A 16,235-nucleotide genomic window follows, 5' to 3' on the forward strand; every position below is an offset into this window, starting at 1 on the left:
TGGCCGGAAATTGCCACGGGCGGGCGGCCAAGCCAAACGGTTGTTTGCGCTCGTGCGGTTTTTAATCGAGGTCCGCTAGACGGAAAATACCGTCCGTCGAGACCCCAGCCAGCGCATCCGCGACGCGGCGCCCGGCGATGACGCGGTCGGGAACGATCTCGGCCAGCGGCACCAGCACGAAGGCGCGCTCGAACAAACGCGGGTGCGGCAGCGTCAGTTCCGGCTTGTCGAGTGTGACGTCGTCATAGGCGATCAGGTCGAGGTCGAGGGTGCGCGGGCCCCAGCGCTGTTCGTTCTTGCGGTCGCGGCCGAATTTGGTTTCGATCTTGTGCAGCGTGAACAGCAGCGCGTGCGGATCGAGGCTGGTGTCGATCTCGATGCAGGCATTGATGAAGCTGTCCTGCTGCTGCTCGCCCCAGGGCGGCGTCGAATAGTCCGACGAGCGCGCCACGAGCGCGGCCTGCGTCATGCCGCAGATATTGGCGATCGCCTTGCGAAACGTCGTGCGGACGTCGCCGACATTGCCGCCGAGTGCGATCAGGACGTCAGCCATCAGCGTTCAACCTTGGGCGCTCAACTCTGGGACGGCGGATGCCGCGAGCGGGTCAGCACAACGCCGACATCGTCGAAGATCGCGGCGATCGGCGCATGCGGCTTGTGCACGGTGACCTTGACCGCCCTGACGCGCGGGAAGGTGGTCAGGATGTCATCGGCCACCGCGCCGGCGGCGCGCTCCAGCAGCTTGTAGTTGGTGTTCTTGAATGCCGACGTCGCGGTCGCCACCACGTTGGAATAGGACACCGTGTCGGAGAGGCGGTCGGTGCGCGAGGATTCCGAGAGGTCGGTATAGAGTTCGAGGTCGATGACGAAGCGCTGCCCGACTTCGGTCTCATGTTCCATCACGCCATGACGGGCATGGATGACGATCCCGGTGATGAAGATCGTGTCGGTCATTGCTGTCCCTCGATTGCCGCGGCCACCCGCAGCGCCTGAACGGTTTCCGCGACGTCGTGCGCACGGATGATGCGGGCGCCATTCTGTGCGGCGATCAGATGCGCCGCGATCGAGCCGCCGATCCGCTGTTGCGGCTCCGAGGCCACGACCGTGCTGATGAAACGCTTGCGCGAGGCGCCGACCAGCACTGGCAGGCGGAACGCGTTGAGCTCCGAAAGCCGCGCCAGTGCGATCATGCTCTGCTCCGGCGTCTTGCCGAAGCCGATGCCGGGATCGAGCACGATCCGGTCGGGTGCAATGCCGGCGCGCGTCGCGATCTCGAGCGAGCGTTCAAAGAACGCGGCGATGTCCTGCATGATGTCGATCGCCGGATCGGCCTGCTCGCGATTATGCATGATGATCACGGGCACGCCGCGTGCGGCGATAAGCGGCGCCATGCCGGGGTCGCGCTGCAGGCCCCAGACGTCATTGGCGATCGCAGCGCCCTGGTCGAGCGCCCAAGCCACGACCTCCGACTTCATGCTGTCGATCGAGACCGGCACGCCGAGCGCGACGACCTCGGCCAGCACCGGCCTCAGCCGCGCCATCTCGGCCTCGGCGGTGACCGGCTGCGAGCCGTAGGGGCGGGTGGATTCCGCGCCGATGTCGATGATGTCGGCGCCCTCGGCGATCAGCCTGCGGGCCTGTGCCAGCGCCTGTTCGGGCGCGATGAACTGGCCGCCGTCGGAGAACGAGTCCGGCGTCACGTTCAGGATACCCATCACCGCCGGATAGGGCCTCGACAGCAGCGCCGGCAGCACCGCTGATGCGGCCGGGCCGGTCACCGCCGATGCTATGGGCCTGGTTGCCATCATGCGCAGGCTTTGCGCTGACCGCAGCGGCAAGTCAAGGTGTCGCGGCGATGCGTGGCGCTGGCGGCCGCGGGTGCGGTTAGGGCAGCCTAATAGTGAGGCTAATAGGTGATTTTGAGCGGCAGCTTGCGTGCCTGTTCGATCAGCAACTCGACCGATTTCTCTGACGGCATCACGCGGACGAGCTTACGCCGCACATTGGCGTCCTTCATGCTCTGCGCCAGCCGCGACGGGTTGCGCTGCGCGAGCTCGCGCACGGTGGTGACGCCGGCGGCGCGCACCAGTCCGACCTTCGCCTTGCCCATGCCGGGAATCCGCATGTAGTCGGAGATGTTGGCCCATTCGAGCAGTTGTTGTTCGCTGATCCCGGTCTTGGCGGCGAGCGCCTTGCGTCCCTTGACGGTGCGGGCGGCTTCAAGCAGCGCGTCGGTCGTGCGGATACCCTGCGATTTCAGTTTGGTGGCGCAATAGGCGGACAGGCCTTCGATCTCGGAGAGGGGGTATGTCATGATACTCGTATGCAGGTAACAGGTAGAAGGGAGCGCGCGTGCAGGGGCGTTGGGAAGTGCTTCAGGCAAACTGGCTGAGGCCCGGCGTCCCCGAGATGATCTCGCCCATTTGATCCGCTCCGATTTTGTCGCGGCCGAACCTGAAAAGTTCACGCGCGACGTTCTGAATTTCACCCATGCTCAGGCCAAGCGCCGTCAGCCGGGTGCCGACAGCCATCAGGCCGCCGCCCATCAACCGCGATAGGCCACCGCTGTTGTTGGAGGCGGCGATTGCCGCTTCGGCGCCGGGGATTTGGTCGATCAGAGCCTGGACTTTGTCGGAAGGTCCCTCGTTACGGAGGAAACCCAGAACGATGCCGATGGTTTTTTCAGCGACAGCGCCGTCGATGCCGGCCTTCGCGGCCAGCTGTCCAACCAATTCATCCATCTTGCCCCGCCTCAACCGGACTTTTGCCGGGTCGTTCTTCGGAATTTATCTTGAGCGCCTGTGTCACGAAATACAAGCGATCCGCGCATTTCAGTTGGTTTTCTTTTTCGATCGCGTCGTGACTGTGGCCTCGCTGCAAGAGTGAGCGGCGGATTCACACCATCTTGTCGCAATGCGCAATGCCTTTCGTCACTTCGCCGGGAATAAAATATGAGGAACTACAGGCGCGACAAAATACGTCAGCTTGCGCTGACGGTTTCAATCGACCGGCAAGATGCAATATGATGGCACTGCTTCGGTATCGAACCGGGTTCGAGGTTTCGAACCGGGTTCGACGTATCGAACCGGGTGTGATGTTCGAAACGATCTAAATCTGCGCGAAGAGGCGAAGCGATGGCGACCTCCGACAACAAGTTGGCCGATACCGACGAGAAGATTTTTATCGGCAAGGGTGAGGAGACAGCCTGGCTGACGCTGGCGCTGGCTAACCGGCATGGCCTCGTCACCGGTGCAACCGGAACCGGCAAGACCGTCTCGCTTCAAGTCATGGCTGAAGGATTTGCGCGCGCCGGCGTCCCGGTTTTCGCCGCCGACATCAAGGGCGATCTCTCCGGTATCTCCGAGGTCGGCGAGGCCAAGGACTTCATCGTGAAGCGCGCCCAGCAGATGGGCTTGACCTTCCAGCCCGATCAATTCTCGACCGTGTTCTGGGACGTGTTCGGCGAGCAGGGCCATCCGGTGCGCGCCACCATCACCGAGATGGGACCGCTGTTGCTGTCGCGGATGCTCGATCTGAACGACGTGCAGGAGGGCGTGCTCAACGTTGCCTTCCGCGTCGCCGACGAGAACGGCCTCGCGCTGATCGACATGAAGGATTTGCGCGCCCTGCTGGATGCGATCGCGCCCGACAGCAGCAAGAAGGGCGCCGACGACGGCGAAGATCCGCTGGCGTCGATCCGCAAGGCCGCCCAGAGCTACGGCAACGTGTCCAAGGCGACGGTCGGAACGATCCAGCGCCAGCTGCTGGTGCTCGAGAACCAGGGCGGCGCGAAGTTCTTCGGCGAGCCCGCGTTGACGCTGAAGGATTTCATGCGGACCGACCGCGACGGCCGCGGCATGGTTAATATCCTCGTCGCCGACAAGCTGATGCAGAGCCCGCGGCTTTACGCCACGTTCCTGCTCTGGATGCTCTCGGAATTGTTCGAGGAATTGCCGGAGGCCGGCGACCTGCCGAAGCCGAAGCTGGTGTTCTTCTTCGACGAGGCCCATCTGCTGTTCACCGATGCGCCGAAGGCGCTGATGGACAAGATCGAGCAGGTGGTGCGGCTGATCCGCTCCAAGGGCGTCGGTGTCTATTTCGTCACGCAGAATCCGATCGACGTGCCGGACAAGGTGCTGGCGCAGCTCGGCAACCGCGTGCAGCACGCGCTGCGCGCCTTCACCCCGCGCGACCAGAAGGCGGTCGCGGCGGCCGCGCAGACTTTCCGGCCCAATCCGAAGCTCGACACCGCGCGGGTGATCATGGAGCTCGCCAAGGGCGAGGCGCTGGTCTCGTTCCTCGAGGGCGGCGGCACGCCGTCGATGGTCGAGCGCGTCATGGTGCGCCCGCCGTCGGCGCGGATCGGGCCGATCACGCCCGAGGAGCGCAAGGCGATCATGGATGCGAGCCCGGTGAAGGGCAAATACGATACCGCGATCGACGCCGAATCCGCCTACGAGATCATCCAGAAGCGCCTGTCAGGGGCGGCGGCTCCGGCGGAGGGCGCGGGTGGCGGCGAAGGCGGCGGCATCCTCGGCCAGATCGGCTCGATCGCCGCCACGATCTTCGGCACCAACGTCAAGCGCGGCCGCATGTCGACCGGGCAGGTGATCGCGCGCAACGTCACGCGCTCCGTGACCGACAAGGTGATCGGCGGGGTAGCGGCCGATCTCGGCAAGTCGGTCGGTGGTTCGGTCGGGGGCTCGATTGGCCGCGCATTGGTGCGCGGCGCGCTCGGAGGATTGCTGCGCAGATAATATTAGGGCTATCATCCCAGCATTGTCGCCAACTGCTTGGAACGAACATTTGCTGAGATATCCCTCGCTGAAGGCGCCTTTTCACCTGTTGTTCTTGGTGTGCTGCGTCGGGCTGATCGCTGATGTTCTGGTCCCTGAGATTTGGGGACACGGCAAGACGAAGGATTATCCATTGTGGTTCTGGGCCGGACAGCAGGTGCTGCACGGTCACGGCCTCTATCCCGCCGATGCCTCCGGCTATTTCGAGTTCATCTACCCGCCGTTACCGGCGGTGCTTCTCGCGATTCCGGCATTCTTCGGCAAGATCCCGCTTTACTTGTGTCTTTCCCTGCTCAACGCCGCCGCGTGGTGGATGGTTGGGCAGTTCTCGCACGCGATGGCCGGATCGGGCCGCGAGCCGGGACCATGGCTTGAGGCGCTGCCGGGCTGCGTTACGGTGACCTTCGTCCTCGATATTTTCGACCTTGGGCAGCCAAACCTGATCCTGCTCGCCATGATGCTCTATGGCTTCTGGCTGTTGCGGAGCGGACGGTCGTGGCTTGCGGGCGGCATGTTTGCCCTGGCGGCCGCAATCAAGGTGTTCCCGATTGCGGTGTTGCCCTATCTCGCCTGGCGCAGGCGCTGGGGCGCGGTCGCCGGCATGACTGCATTTCTGGTATTCTTCCTGTTCGTCCTGCCGGCGCCATTCCGTGGCTTTCAGCACAACGCTGCCGAATTGAAGACCTGGTACCACGGCATGGTTGGGACGAGTTCGGCCGAGGGGTTTGGCCAGCGGGCCGAGCAGAACTGGTCGTCAGTAAACCAATCGATCATCGCAGTATCGCATCGGCTGCTGCGGCCGCTGAACTACAATCAGGACGATCCGAGCAAGCCGCCGCGCTACATGAACCTCCTCGATCTCGACTTCGCGACGGCGAACTGGGTCATCGTCGCGGTGAGCATCCTGATCGGGCTTGGCTACATCTGGGTGATGCCGCCGGCCTGGTTGCGGACCGAAAAGTCGGACGCGGAGGAGATCGGCATCCTGTTCTGCCTGATGACGGTGGCTTCGCCATTGGCACGCGAATACTACTTCATGTGGTTGTTTTTCCCGATCACGGTCTTGATGCATCGTGCCGTCTATCATCCGCGGCCAAAGGTTCGGACCGGAACCTGGGTCGTGCTGGCGGTCGCTTGTGTGCTGCTCGGGCTCTCGTTGCCGTGGTATCCGATCGCGCTGCAGGCTTATGGCAACAATCTTGCTGCGACCTTTGTGCTGATCGCCGGCCTGGTCTGGCACATCCGCAAGTCCTCGGCCAAGGAAAGTGGAGAAGCTTTGCCTCCGGCGGCCGGCGCGCTACAACTTGGCGCAATGTCCAACCAATGGGATATAAGCGATGTCCAACGCCAAGCTGCAGCCCGTCCTCGACCGCATCGACGCCGATTTCGACAACAGTCTCGAGCGGCTGTTCACGCTGCTGCGGATCAAATCGATCTCGGCTGACCCGGCCTTTGCCAATGACTGCAAGGCGGCTGCCGATCACCTCGCCAAGGACATCGCAACCCTCGGCTTCAAGACCGAGGTGCGGCCGACCGCCGGCCATCCGGCCGTCGTCGGCAAGCTGAACGGCGCGACCGACGGGCGCCCGCATGTGCTGTTCTACGGCCACTATGACGTGCAGCCGGTCGATCCCTTGAATCTCTGGCACCGTCCGCCGTTCGAGCCCGCGGTGACCGACCATGCCGACGGGCGCAAGATCATCGTCGCGCGCGGGGCCGAGGACGACAAGGGACAGCTGATGACCTTCGTCGAGGCGTGCCGGGCCTGGAAGAATGTGACGGGATCGCTGCCGATCGACATCACCATCGTCATCGAGGGTGAGGAGGAGATCGGCTCGAAGAATTTCGTGCCATTCCTGGAAGCGAACAAGGCCGAGCTCAAGGCCGACTTTGCGCTGGTCTGCGATACCGGCATGTGGGATCCGAATACGCCCGCGATCACGACCTCGCTGCGCGGCCTGGTCTATGACGAGGTCAAGATCAAGGCCGCCAATCGCGACCTGCATTCCGGCGTGTTCGGCGGCGGCGCGCAGAATCCGATCCGCGTGCTGACACGGATCCTCGGCGGCCTGCATGACGAGAACGGCCACATCACCATCCCCGGTTTCTACGATGGCGTGAAGGATTTGCCGCCGGACATCCTGGCGCAGTGGAAGCAGCTCAATCTGACGCCGGACCGCTTCCTCAAGCCGATCGGCCTGTCGGTGCCGGCCGGCGAGAAGGATCGGCTTCTGATCGAGCAGGTCTCCTCGCGGCCGACCTGCGACATCAACGGCATCGTCGGCGGCTATACCGGCGAGGGCTCCAAGACGGTGATCCCGGCGGAGGCATCGGCCAAGGTCTCGTTCCGGCTGGTCGAGGGGCAGGACCCCGAGAAGATCCGCAAGGCGTTCCGGGATTACGTGACGGCGCGTGTGCCGGCGGATTGCAAGGCCGAGTTCATCGATCATTCGTCCGCGCCGGCGATCGCGCTCGACTGGAACATGAAGCCGCTGGCGGCCGCCCGCCGCGCGCTGACCGACGAATGGGGCAAGGAGGCGCTGCTGGTTGGGTCCGGCGCCTCGATCCCGATCGTCGCCGACTTCAAGCGCACGCTCGGCCTCGACAGCGTGCTGGTCGGCTTCGGGCTCGACGACGACAACATCCATTCGCCGAACGAGAAGTACGACCTCAAGAGCTACCACAAGGGCATCCGCTCCTGGGCGCGGATCCTGGCGGCGTTCGCCGACGCCAAGTAGCGCGAGGCGAGCACGGTCGAAAGCGGCCGAGTAGCCCGGATGCAGCGAAGCGAAATCCGGGACGGTCGATCCGCGGATACATTGCCCCGGATTACGCTGCGCTCCATCCGGGCTACGGAAGAGAAAACTACACGCGAAAACGCCGCCCGGAATTGGGCGGCGTTTTGATTCAGGTCGTGTAGAGGGTGTTGGCGGCCAGCTTACCCGAAGATTGTGAAATTTCAATCGCGGTAGCCGGGATTGACGCGATCGAGCTTGCGCAGCAGCGGCGGCCAGACCAGCTGGGTCGAGCGCAACTCGGCGCGATCCGGGTTGGAGAGCAGCTCGGTGTTCTTGTCGATCGCGTGCTGGTCGACGGGATAGACGCTTCCGCCGAGCGCGCGGGTCGCCACCTGCATCGAGCAGGCGCGCTCCAGATGGTACATCCGCTCGAAGGCGGACGCGACCGAGCGGCCGACCGTCAGCGTGCCGTGATTGCGCAGAAGCATGTGGTTCTTGGTGCCGAGATCGCGCTGCAGGCGCGGGCGCTCGTCGTGATCGAGCGCGATGCCTTCATAGTCGTGATAGGCGAGGTCGTGGGTGACGAGCTGCGCGGTCTGGTTCAGCGGCAGCAACCCGTCGGGGCCGCTCGACACCGCAGTGCCGTCGACCGTGTGCAGATGGAGCACGCAGCCGGCGTCCTCGCGCACCTCGTGGATCGCCGAGTGGATGGTGAAGCCGGCTGGGTTGATGCTGTAGTCGCTCTTCGAGAGCTGGTTGCCGTCGAGGTCGACCTTGACCAGGCTCGAGGCGGTGATCTCGTCGAACATCAGCCCGTAGGGGTTGATCAGGAAGTGGTGCTCAGGCCCCGGCACCCGGGCGGAAATGTGGGTATCGACCAGATCATCCCAGCCATAGAGCGCCACCAGCCGATAGCAGGCGGCGAGATTGATCCGCTGCTCCCATTCCGCCGCGCTGATATCCGACGGCACTTCCTTCAGGCGCGCTTCCGCTGGCGACATGGCCGATTGCTCCGTTGATGGCTGTTGCTTGGCTTGAGCCTAGCGCCGCCGCCGGATCGCAGCAAGGCAGCAGACCGGCGTGACAGTCATGCCGGCATGCGGCCCACGATCCGAACGGCAACGGTCGGTGGGCAGCCGCAGGATCGATCTTCCAAGTCCGCGATGGACGAGAGCATTTTCGGCTCTGATTGACGCGAACCGGCGTCTGCTTCGTTCGAAAACGCTTTACGGCGCCGGGATCGCCAGCAGGCTTGAGATGCTGCGGCCGCGGATATCGTAGACGCGGGCGAACACGACGTCGTCACGCTTGATCTCGACCATCACGGGTGCGGCCAGGCCCTTGCAGTAGAACTCGCCGAGCGTCATCGCGAAGTCGGCAGCATGGCTGTCCCAGCCGATCGTGAAGTCCGGCCCGAGCGCGACCTGCGCGGGGCGCTGCGGTCCGCACACTGCGACCTTCCATTTGCGGTGCTGCGGCGGCACTTCCTGCCGCTCCGCCAGCTGCTCGCGCAGCCCGTCGGATGCCTGCTTCAGTGCCAGGCCCCAATAGTCCAGCATGAAGAAATTGTCGGCGGTCCGCACCGTGCCGGCGATGTGGTTGAAGTGCGTGTACTGATACGGATGCAGGCGGATCATTTCGCTGAGCGGCAGCAGCAGGCCGAACGCGAACACGGCGAGCGCCGCAGGCTGCCAGGCGCGGCGGTACTCGCCGAGCCAGTCCATGCCGCGGGCGAAGGCGACGGCGCCAAGTACGGCCATCGGCGGGATCACGAAGATGAAGTGACGGATGCCGTTGTAGAGCGCCGGCCGCTTCACCATTGCGATCACCAGCGGCAGCGTTGCCGCCAGCGTCAGCATCAGCATGACCGATTTGCGCTTCGCCGCCACATCGGTGCGCGACAGCGACATGAAGGTGGTGATGACGGCCGCGCTCAGCAGCACCAGCAGCACCTCGGGAAGCTGCAGCGCGAACAGCGTCGGCAGATAGGACCACGGCATGTCCGGCACCGACACCAGCGCGCCGTCGAACATCTCCTTCCAGGGCTTCTCGAAGAAGTGCGAGAAGTAGGTCACCGCTTCCAGCGGATGGCCGGGCTCCATGATCGACCACGGCCAGATCAGGCCCATCACGAGATAGCCCAGCACGAGCCCCGGTAGCAGCACATAGATGGCATGGGCAAAGCGATGGGTCGCCTCGCGCGGGCCCTGCTTGCGGAATTCCTCGATCCATAGCGGGATGAAGCCGACCACGGCGTAGATCAGGGCGAGGCCGCCAAGGACGCGGCAGCCGATCGACAGGCCTGCTCCGAGGCCGACGATCAGGATCGTGCGCGGCGAGGGCGCCGGATATTCCTCGATCAGGCGGACGAGACCCATGATCAGGACGATCATCGCCACGGCGAACGGCGCATCCTTCGGATTCATGAACATGTGGCCGTAGAAGGTCGGACACAGCGCGAGCAGTAGCAGGGCTGCCAGTCCCGCCAGCGGGCCACCGACGCGGCGCGCCAGGCGCCAGCTTACGGCAAGCCCGATCACGCCGACGATCGCGCCGAGCAGGCGGCGCGTCTCGAACAATTCGAGCGGAATGACCTTGTGCAGCAGCGCCGCGGCCATGTCGAAGCCGCCGCCGTACATATAGAGGTTTGCGAATGACAGCGCGCCGGTGTCCTTGAACCCGGACCCGTACATCCGCAGCAGGAGATCGGCGTATTCAGCGTGGGTGTAGTCGTCCCAGCCCAGACCGTAATCGCGGAATGTGAGGCCGGCGACCACGGCGACCACGCCGAGGACGAGGAATGCGAGATCGTCGCAGGTCTTCTCCACCGAGCGCCGTGCAGGCGCCTCGAGGGCAGACGTCGTAATCGATGACATAGCTAGTGATACCGGCGTGCCTGTGGCCCAGTTTGGCGCTTTAGGGCCTCATTCCCCGGCATCCATAGCGCAGTTCCGTTTCCGAGTAATTGGTAATTGTGGCGTAATTTCCCAGATGCATTGCAATATATTGGCAGCAATTCGTAGCCAGTAGATCTACGGGAGACTGGGTCCTGCGCGTGGCTGCAGCCGCGATCAGGAAGCGCATCAGGCCCGGTTAAGCGGGATTTTAGGGAACTCCGTCTACAATTGGCGGTTGGCGGTGTGGGCAATATGACGGTATCGTGGCGTTGGTGGCCTGCGCCGATTTTCGGTCGGATCTCCCGGGGGTTAGTTCGATGATGGTTGGTCTGTTGGTCGTCGGCGTGGGCCTGGTTGTGGCGGGCTTGGCGGCGATCGGCTTGGGAATCCCCTACAAGGAATTCAGCGTCGGCGGCGCGTTGATCACGACCGGCGTGACCGGCGTATGCACCGGCGCGATCGTGCTGGCGCTCGCCGCCATCCTCCGGGAACTCCAGGTCATCGCCAGGAGGCTCGATCCCGTTGCCGCAGGCGCCCGGGCCGAGGTTCCGCTAGCGTCTGCAACTTCCCCGCGCAATGCCCCCGAGGATCCTGTTTTCCCGCCGCCGCGTGAGCCCAAGGTCGCCGCGCCTCCGCCGCTGGCCTCGCCATCCGCGTCCGCGGCGCCGCCGCCCTGGCACGACGAAATCGGCCAGCGTGGCGCGCCGGGCGAGGCGCCGCCGCCGGTGCCGGGTGGCGCATCCCCGGAGGGCGAAGCCAAGCCCAAGCGGCGCAACCTGTTGTTTTCGTCCTCGCGGAAGGAACGCGAGCGGGCTCAGAGCCGCACGGCCGAGCCGCTGACGCCGGATATGCTGTCGCCGGAGCTGCGTCCTGGTCCGGCCGCGGCGGACGAGCCCGCGCCGGCAACGTTCGACGATGCCTGGCCGAAGGCCGAGCGGCCGAGGTCGGTCGATGTCGCCCCACGGCGCACGCCCCGGCCGTCGACCTTCGGCGAGACTCAGTCAGCCGGCACGGCGCCGTCATCAGGCCACCCACCGCCGCCCCAGGAGCAGCCGCCTGTGACCGTGCTCAAATCGGGCGTCGTGGATGGGATGGCCTATTCGCTCTATTCGGACGGATCGATCGAGGCGCAGATGCCGGAGGGCATGATGCGATTTGCCTCGATCGACGAGCTCAGGTCGCATCTGGAGCAGCGGCCTTAAGGTCCGCATCAATACTTGCGAGCGGCTGGTTCGAGGCCGGAAAAATACGGCCGTTCTTGTCAGATTTGCTGTAATCCGCTCATATTCGCAAAGTAGTACGCGATTCCATTGATGTATTGCTGCACGTGGATACTGTCCGGTGGGCGCCGGGCCGTCGAGAGCACGGGGAAGATTGAGTCATGTCCGATACGTCAGGCAAAACGCCGGTCGAACTGACCGCAAATATCGTTTCGGCCTATCTCAGCAACAATCCGACGCCGGCCTCGGACATTCCGAGCCTGATCAGCCAGGTCCACGCGGCGCTGCTGCGGGTGTCGAGCGGGCGCGCCGACACGCCGAGTGAGCCGGCCAAGCCGGCGGTGTCGATGAAGAAGTCGATCACGCCGGAATATCTGGTGTGTCTCGAAGACGGCAAGCGCTTCAAGTCGCTGAAGCGCCATCTGCGCACGCAGTACAACATGACGCCGGAGCAATATCGCGACAAATGGGGCTTGCCGGCCGACTATCCGATGGTGGCGCCGAACTATGCGGTGGCCCGATCGCAGCTCGCCAAGAAGATGGGACTTGGCCAGCAGGCGCGGAAGCGGAAGTAGGGGTTCTACGCGGCGGACGCCAGCGCCTCGCGCGCGTCGTTGCGGATGCGATCGACCATCGAGCGGAGGCCGTTGGAGCGCTGCGGCGTCAGATGGTCGCGGAAGCCGAACTCGTCGAACAGCGCGAGCGCGTCGGTGGCGAGAATTTCCTTCGGCGTGTGCCCGGAAAACAGCGTCAGCACGATCGCGACCAGGCCGCGCACGATGTGGGCGTCGCTATCGCCGATATAGTTCAAGCGCGGTTCGCCGCTGGCATCGCGATCGATTCGCTTCGACAGCCAGACCTGGCTGACGCAACCCTGCACCTTGTTCTCGGCCGAGTGCTCCGCCTCCGACAGCGGCTTCAGCGTGCGGCCGAGCTCGATGACATAGCGGTAACGGTCGTCCCACTCGTCCAGCAGCGCAAAATTGTCCCTGATTTCGTCGATCGTCGTCATCGTGGCCCGCGTCCTATTCTCAACGGCTTATATAGGAAGGCTGGCCGCGAAAGCGACGAAAATGGAACCGGTTCCCGGTTGTTTTGACGTGTTTTCTTCACGCGAACCGGCATCCGCCTCACGCGAAAGCGCTCGATTGGCGCCTACGGCATCGGCGGCAGGCGGAATTCAATCATCTGATCGTCCGCCGTCAGCGTGTCGCGGGACGCGCCCGGGTCGGTATCGTCCTTGCCGATCGAGCCGGTGTGGTCGGGCGGCTTCTTGTCGGTGATGATCTGGTAGAGCTTGCGCGCACCCTCGGTCGCGCGCTGGCCGATCGCGGTCGCGGCCTGACCGCCGACTTCGCAGGCGGAAGGCTGGCGCTTGCAGAACTGGCCCATGTCGTTGATCGTTGCCGTCGCGGCCGACACCGCGTCCGATGCGCTGATCTGCGGCGCCTTGTCCGCTTCAGGGGTTTTGTCTCTCGGCAGCAGCACGAGCACAAGCCCGAGCCAGAATGCCAAACGCAGCAGGAAGAACATGGCGCGATCCCGGTCGTCTATCTTGTCTTGCTTCTTGCGCGGTCGATGCCGCTATTGCCCTCACGGTTAGCATCGGTCGATAAATCGGAAGTATCTGCATTGAAGTAAATCCGCCGAAAAATCGCGGAAAATTCGCCTGAGTTGATTCGCCGTAAATTTTCGATTGATGGCGGCTGACGGGTGCCAAATCGGCGTACTGCGTCGCGTCCACCATTTCGAAACCATAGTTAGTCGCACCCGGAAACCAGCCGTTCACCATCCCCGACAAATGACCGGTGAATGACAGCGACGAAGCCTCGCCAATGCACGGTGTTTGGCAGCAGGCCGCCCCGCCTTAGCGTTCGCTTAAGTTCGCTCTGACACGTTGGCCTGCAATCACAAAGGAGGCGTTCCGGCGCGTCTGTCTGACGATTAAGCCGAAGCGCGAGTGCTGTGAGTAGTTTGAGTCTGATCCGCGATTGTCTGGATGCGCTGCTGCATCCGTCGGCGCAATATGATGCGCTGACGCGTGCGCGCCACCGTGCCTTCATGGCGCCGCGGCTGCTCGGCAGTCTGGCGGCGCTGGCCTCGTTCCCTGCCTTTCTGGCGATGCGCGGGGCGCCGACGGCGATCGAGGTCGCGGCCTTCGCCTGGCTGATCGCGCCGATCCTGCTGTCCTGGTTCCTGTCGCGCACCGGCCGCTATGAAGGCGCGCATGTGCTGTCGTCGCTGGCGCTCGCCGGTCTCGTGATGATGATCGCGGCGTCCACCGGCGGCATCGCATCGTTCGCGGCGGTGTGGCTCGTCGTGATTCCGATCGAGGCGGCGCTGTCGGCGTCGCGGCGCGTGGTGGCGTTTGCGTTCGCGCTGGCGATGATCTGCGCCGCGCTGCTCAGCGTGCTCGGCCATTACCACGTTCTGCCGGTGGTCGATCCCGCGGTTGCGTCGAACAGCACGCTGGTGGGCTTCGGCGTCGTGTCGGCGATCTTCTATGCGGCCGGGCTTGCCTTCGGCGCGGAGTCGCTGGCGCGCACCAGCGTGGCGCTGCTTTATGTCGAGGAAGAGCGCTACCGCCTCCTCGCGCATAACATGAGCGACGTGCTGTCGCGGCACAGCCGCAACGGCGCGGTGCGCTTCATTTCGCCCGCGGTCGAGATCATGCTCGGCGTGCCGGCATCGCGGCTGTCCGGCCATGGCCTGTTCGACCGCGTTCATGTCGCCGATCGTCCGGCCTATCTCACCGCGCTGTCGGACGCCGCGCGCGGCGAGTCCCGCAGCGTCGAGTTCCGCGTGCGCCGCGACGGTGCGCGGGGCGAGACGGCCGCCGAATTCATCTGGGTCGAGATGCGCTGCCGCGCGCTCGAGCAGGCCGCCGCCGATGCCGAGGTGGTCGCCGTGATCCGCGAGGTGACCGATCGCAAGGTACAGGAGCAGGCGCTCGAACAGGCGCGCCATGCGGCCGAACAGGCCGATGCATCGAAGACGCGCTTCCTGGCCACCATGAGCCACGAGCTGCGCACTCCGCTCAACGCCATCATCGGCTTCTCCGAGATGATCGCGCAGGAAGATGTGCTCGGCCTCGACGCGGCCCGCCGCAAGGAATACGCGCAGCTTATCAACGACTCCGGCCAGCATCTGCTGTCCGTCGTCAACGGCATCCTCGACATGTCGAAGATGGAGTCCGGCAATTTCGAGATTTCGCCGGAGCCGTTTGCGCCGCGGCCGGCGCTGCTCAACTGCTGCAATCTGGTGGCGTTGAAGGCGCGCGAGAGCGGTGTCGACCTCGTCACCCGCGTGCCCGACGACCTGCCGATCGTGAACGGCGATTCGCGCGCGTTCAAGCAGATCGTCCTCAATCTGGTTTCCAACGCCATCAAGTTCACCGAGCGCGGCGGCAAGGTCACCGTATCGGCCGGCGTCGAGGGATCGCGGCTGTTGCTGCGGGTCTCCGACACCGGCGTCGGCATCGCCGCTGACGACCTTAAGCGGATCGGCGATCCGTTCTTCCAGGCCGGCAAGACCTATCAGCGCCGTCACGAAGGCACCGGCCTCGGCCTTTCCATCGTGAAGGGACTGGTCGGCTTGCACAACGGCGAAATGAATGTGGAGAGCAAGGTCGGCGAGGGCACCATCGTGTCGGTCGCGCTGCCGCTGTCGTTCACTCCGCCGGCCGCGGTCGAGCCGTCCAGCAATGTCTCGACGCTGAAGCCCGCGTTGCGGTCCGGACTGCAAGAACAAACCCAACAGGTGAAGAAGAGTGCCTAGACAGACTTTGGATGACGAGGAAACGCCGCGCCGTCGCCGCGGCGCCAAGGCGGTGGCCATCGCGGCCGAGGAGGAACGTGGCCTCGTGCTGCGCCTGCTGCTGCACAGTCCGAAGGATCTCGTCGCGGGCGTGCTGGCCCTGTCTGCCATCGTTGCGATCCTGATCAACGCACTGTTCCTGCAGGCCGGCCGTCATCCGTCGCCGATGTTCGGCAGCTCGGTGGTGACGCTGCCGCCGCCGGCCCCGGCTGCCGCCGCCGCCAGTCCGATTCCGCGCCCGCGTCCGGCCGAGGCCGCCGCCCGATCGGTCGAGCCCGCTGCCGTGGAACCAACGAGGCCGGTCGACGTGAAGCCGGTGGAGACCAAGCCCGTCGAGACCAGGCCCGTTGAAGCCAGGCCGGCCGAACCTAAGGTCGAGTCCAAGCCGGTCGATCCGATGGCCAACCTGGTGCTGAAGTCGACCGTCGCGCCGCCGGCGGCCGCGCCGTCCCCGGCCGCCGTGCCGTCCGGCGTCATTCGTCCGCCGGCGCCGATCCCGACACAACATCTGAGCCCGGCCGGCAAGCGTATCGCAGCGGTCCAGCGGACGCTGACCGAATATGGCTACGGTCAGCTCAAGCCGACCGGCACGATCGGTGCCGATACCCAGCACGCGATCGCGAAGTTCGAGCGCGCGCGCAAGCTGCCCGTGACGGGGCAGATGTCCGATCGCCTGGTGCGCGAGCTCAGCACGATGATCGGGCATTCGATCGACTAGGTTCGGTCCTCTCATCATGGCCGAGTGTTACCCGGCCATGACGTCTCTCC

Annotated in this window: 16 protein-coding genes; 7 read left to right on the top strand and 9 right to left on the bottom strand. The window is 64.6% G+C overall.

The window, feature by feature from the left end:
• Positions 1-61 precede the first annotated feature (61 nt).
• The 5 genes from folK to ACOIX3_RS13750 form a co-directional block, all read right to left on the bottom strand.
• Positions 62-553, bottom strand: a complete 492-nt coding sequence (gene folK, locus ACOIX3_RS13730) for a 2-amino-4-hydroxy-6-hydroxymethyldihydropteridine diphosphokinase (protein WP_420970344.1) — start codon at positions 551-553, stop codon at positions 62-64.
• A 20-nt stretch (positions 554-573) separates the two neighbouring features.
• The gene (folB, locus tag ACOIX3_RS13735; RefSeq protein WP_092125171.1) at positions 574-954 is read right to left on the bottom strand and encodes a dihydroneopterin aldolase; all 381 of its coding nucleotides are present in this window, start codon (positions 952-954) and stop codon (positions 574-576) included.
• On the bottom strand, positions 951-1,808 hold the full coding sequence (gene folP / locus ACOIX3_RS13740; RefSeq protein ID WP_420970345.1) for a dihydropteroate synthase: 858 nt from the start codon (positions 1,806-1,808) through the stop codon (positions 951-953). The genes folB and folP overlap by 4 nt, the downstream gene beginning before the upstream one ends.
• A gap of 98 nt (positions 1,809-1,906) precedes the next feature.
• A complete protein-coding gene (locus ACOIX3_RS13745; RefSeq protein ID WP_092125172.1) occupies positions 1,907-2,314 on the bottom strand; it encodes a DUF4332 domain-containing protein in 408 nt (135 codons plus the stop codon).
• Between the two features lie 61 nt (positions 2,315-2,375).
• Positions 2,376-2,741, bottom strand: coding sequence for a DUF2267 domain-containing protein (locus tag ACOIX3_RS13750; protein ID WP_420970346.1), 366 nt, complete (start codon positions 2,739-2,741; stop codon positions 2,376-2,378).
• Positions 2,742-3,134: 393 nt separating this feature from the next.
• Here ACOIX3_RS13750 and ACOIX3_RS13755 point away from each other — a divergent pair, with 393 nt between their 5' ends.
• The 3 genes from ACOIX3_RS13755 to ACOIX3_RS13765 are packed head-to-tail and all read left to right on the top strand — an operon-like array spanning position 3,135 to position 7,534.
• Positions 3,135-4,757 carry a helicase HerA-like domain-containing protein gene (locus ACOIX3_RS13755; RefSeq protein ID WP_420970347.1) on the top strand — a complete coding sequence of 541 codons (1,623 nt, stop codon included), beginning with the start codon at positions 3,135-3,137 and terminating at the stop codon, positions 4,755-4,757.
• A 22-nt stretch (positions 4,758-4,779) separates the two neighbouring features.
• Complete coding sequence (locus ACOIX3_RS13760; RefSeq protein WP_420971729.1) at positions 4,780-6,240, top strand: glycosyltransferase family 87 protein; 1,461 nt, start codon at positions 4,780-4,782, stop codon at positions 6,238-6,240.
• Positions 6,134-7,534, top strand: coding sequence for a M20/M25/M40 family metallo-hydrolase (locus tag ACOIX3_RS13765; protein ID WP_420970348.1), 1,401 nt, complete (start codon positions 6,134-6,136; stop codon positions 7,532-7,534). Before ACOIX3_RS13760 ends, ACOIX3_RS13765 begins: the two co-directional genes overlap by 107 nt.
• 221 nt (positions 7,535-7,755) lie before the next feature.
• Here the strand turns inward: ACOIX3_RS13765 and ACOIX3_RS13770 are convergent, their stop codons facing one another.
• Positions 7,756-8,535 carry a class II aldolase/adducin family protein gene (locus ACOIX3_RS13770; RefSeq protein ID WP_223968282.1) on the bottom strand — a complete coding sequence of 260 codons (780 nt, stop codon included), beginning with the start codon at positions 8,533-8,535 and terminating at the stop codon, positions 7,756-7,758.
• Positions 8,536-8,760: 225 nt separating this feature from the next.
• Positions 8,761-10,410, bottom strand: a complete 1,650-nt coding sequence (locus ACOIX3_RS13775) for a glycosyltransferase family 39 protein (protein WP_420970349.1) — start codon at positions 10,408-10,410, stop codon at positions 8,761-8,763.
• A 338-nt stretch (positions 10,411-10,748) separates the two neighbouring features.
• On the opposite strand from ACOIX3_RS13775, the gene ACOIX3_RS13780 reads away from it, so the two are divergent.
• Positions 10,749-11,633, top strand: coding sequence for a DUF308 domain-containing protein (locus ACOIX3_RS13780; RefSeq protein ID WP_420970350.1), 885 nt, complete (start codon positions 10,749-10,751; stop codon positions 11,631-11,633).
• Between the two features lie 179 nt (positions 11,634-11,812).
• The gene (locus ACOIX3_RS13785) at positions 11,813-12,226 is read left to right on the top strand and encodes a MucR family transcriptional regulator (RefSeq protein ID WP_092125178.1); all 414 of its coding nucleotides are present in this window, start codon (positions 11,813-11,815) and stop codon (positions 12,224-12,226) included.
• A 5-nt stretch (positions 12,227-12,231) separates the two neighbouring features.
• Here the strand turns inward: ACOIX3_RS13785 and ACOIX3_RS13790 are convergent, their stop codons facing one another.
• Entirely contained in the window at positions 12,232-12,663 is a 432-nt protein-coding gene (locus ACOIX3_RS13790; RefSeq protein WP_420970351.1) for a SufE family protein, read from the bottom strand.
• A gap of 143 nt (positions 12,664-12,806) precedes the next feature.
• Positions 12,807-13,184, bottom strand: coding sequence for a DUF5330 domain-containing protein (locus ACOIX3_RS13795; RefSeq protein ID WP_420970352.1), 378 nt, complete (start codon positions 13,182-13,184; stop codon positions 12,807-12,809).
• A gap of 432 nt (positions 13,185-13,616) precedes the next feature.
• Between ACOIX3_RS13795 and ACOIX3_RS13800 the strand changes: the two genes are divergently transcribed.
• Positions 13,617-15,428 (top strand): ATP-binding protein, encoded by a 1,812-nt coding sequence (locus ACOIX3_RS13800; protein ID WP_420970353.1) that lies wholly within the window; start codon positions 13,617-13,619, stop codon positions 15,426-15,428.
• Entirely contained in the window at positions 15,421-16,185 is a 765-nt protein-coding gene (locus tag ACOIX3_RS13805; protein ID WP_420970354.1) for a peptidoglycan-binding domain-containing protein, read from the top strand. Before ACOIX3_RS13800 ends, ACOIX3_RS13805 begins: the two co-directional genes overlap by 8 nt.
• The last annotated feature ends 50 nt before the right edge of the window (positions 16,186-16,235 follow it).

Origin of the sequence: Bradyrhizobium sp. B120, assembly GCF_049075665.1 — a bacterium.
In the GTDB taxonomy this organism is placed as follows: Bacteria; Pseudomonadota; Alphaproteobacteria; order Rhizobiales; family Xanthobacteraceae; genus Bradyrhizobium.

Bases quoted from the DNA above. Each gene is read 5' to 3' on its own strand.
- ACOIX3_RS13745 (WP_092125172.1), bottom strand. From the start codon at position 2,314: ATGACATACCCCCTCTCCGAGATCGAAGGCCTGTCCGCCTATTGCGCC.
- folP (WP_420970345.1), bottom strand. From the start codon at position 1,808: ATGATGGCAACCAGGCCCATAGCATCGGCGGTGACCGGCCCGGCCGCA.
- folK (WP_420970344.1), bottom strand. From the start codon at position 553: ATGGCTGACGTCCTGATCGCACTCGGCGGCAATGTCGGCGACGTCCGC.
- folB (WP_092125171.1), bottom strand. From the start codon at position 954: ATGACCGACACGATCTTCATCACCGGGATCGTCATCCATGCCCGTCAT.
- ACOIX3_RS13765 (WP_420970348.1), top strand. From the start codon at position 6,134: ATGTCCAACGCCAAGCTGCAGCCCGTCCTCGACCGCATCGACGCCGAT.
- ACOIX3_RS13780 (WP_420970350.1), top strand. From the start codon at position 10,749: ATGATGGTTGGTCTGTTGGTCGTCGGCGTGGGCCTGGTTGTGGCGGGC.
- ACOIX3_RS13790 (WP_420970351.1), bottom strand. From the start codon at position 12,663: ATGACGACGATCGACGAAATCAGGGACAATTTTGCGCTGCTGGACGAG.
- ACOIX3_RS13775 (WP_420970349.1), bottom strand. From the start codon at position 10,410: ATGTCATCGATTACGACGTCTGCCCTCGAGGCGCCTGCACGGCGCTCG.
- ACOIX3_RS13795 (WP_420970352.1), bottom strand. From the start codon at position 13,184: ATGTTCTTCCTGCTGCGTTTGGCATTCTGGCTCGGGCTTGTGCTCGTG.
- ACOIX3_RS13770 (WP_223968282.1), bottom strand. From the start codon at position 8,535: ATGTCGCCAGCGGAAGCGCGCCTGAAGGAAGTGCCGTCGGATATCAGC.
- ACOIX3_RS13755 (WP_420970347.1), top strand. From the start codon at position 3,135: ATGGCGACCTCCGACAACAAGTTGGCCGATACCGACGAGAAGATTTTT.
- ACOIX3_RS13750 (WP_420970346.1), bottom strand. From the start codon at position 2,741: ATGGATGAATTGGTTGGACAGCTGGCCGCGAAGGCCGGCATCGACGGC.
- ACOIX3_RS13785 (WP_092125178.1), top strand. From the start codon at position 11,813: ATGTCCGATACGTCAGGCAAAACGCCGGTCGAACTGACCGCAAATATC.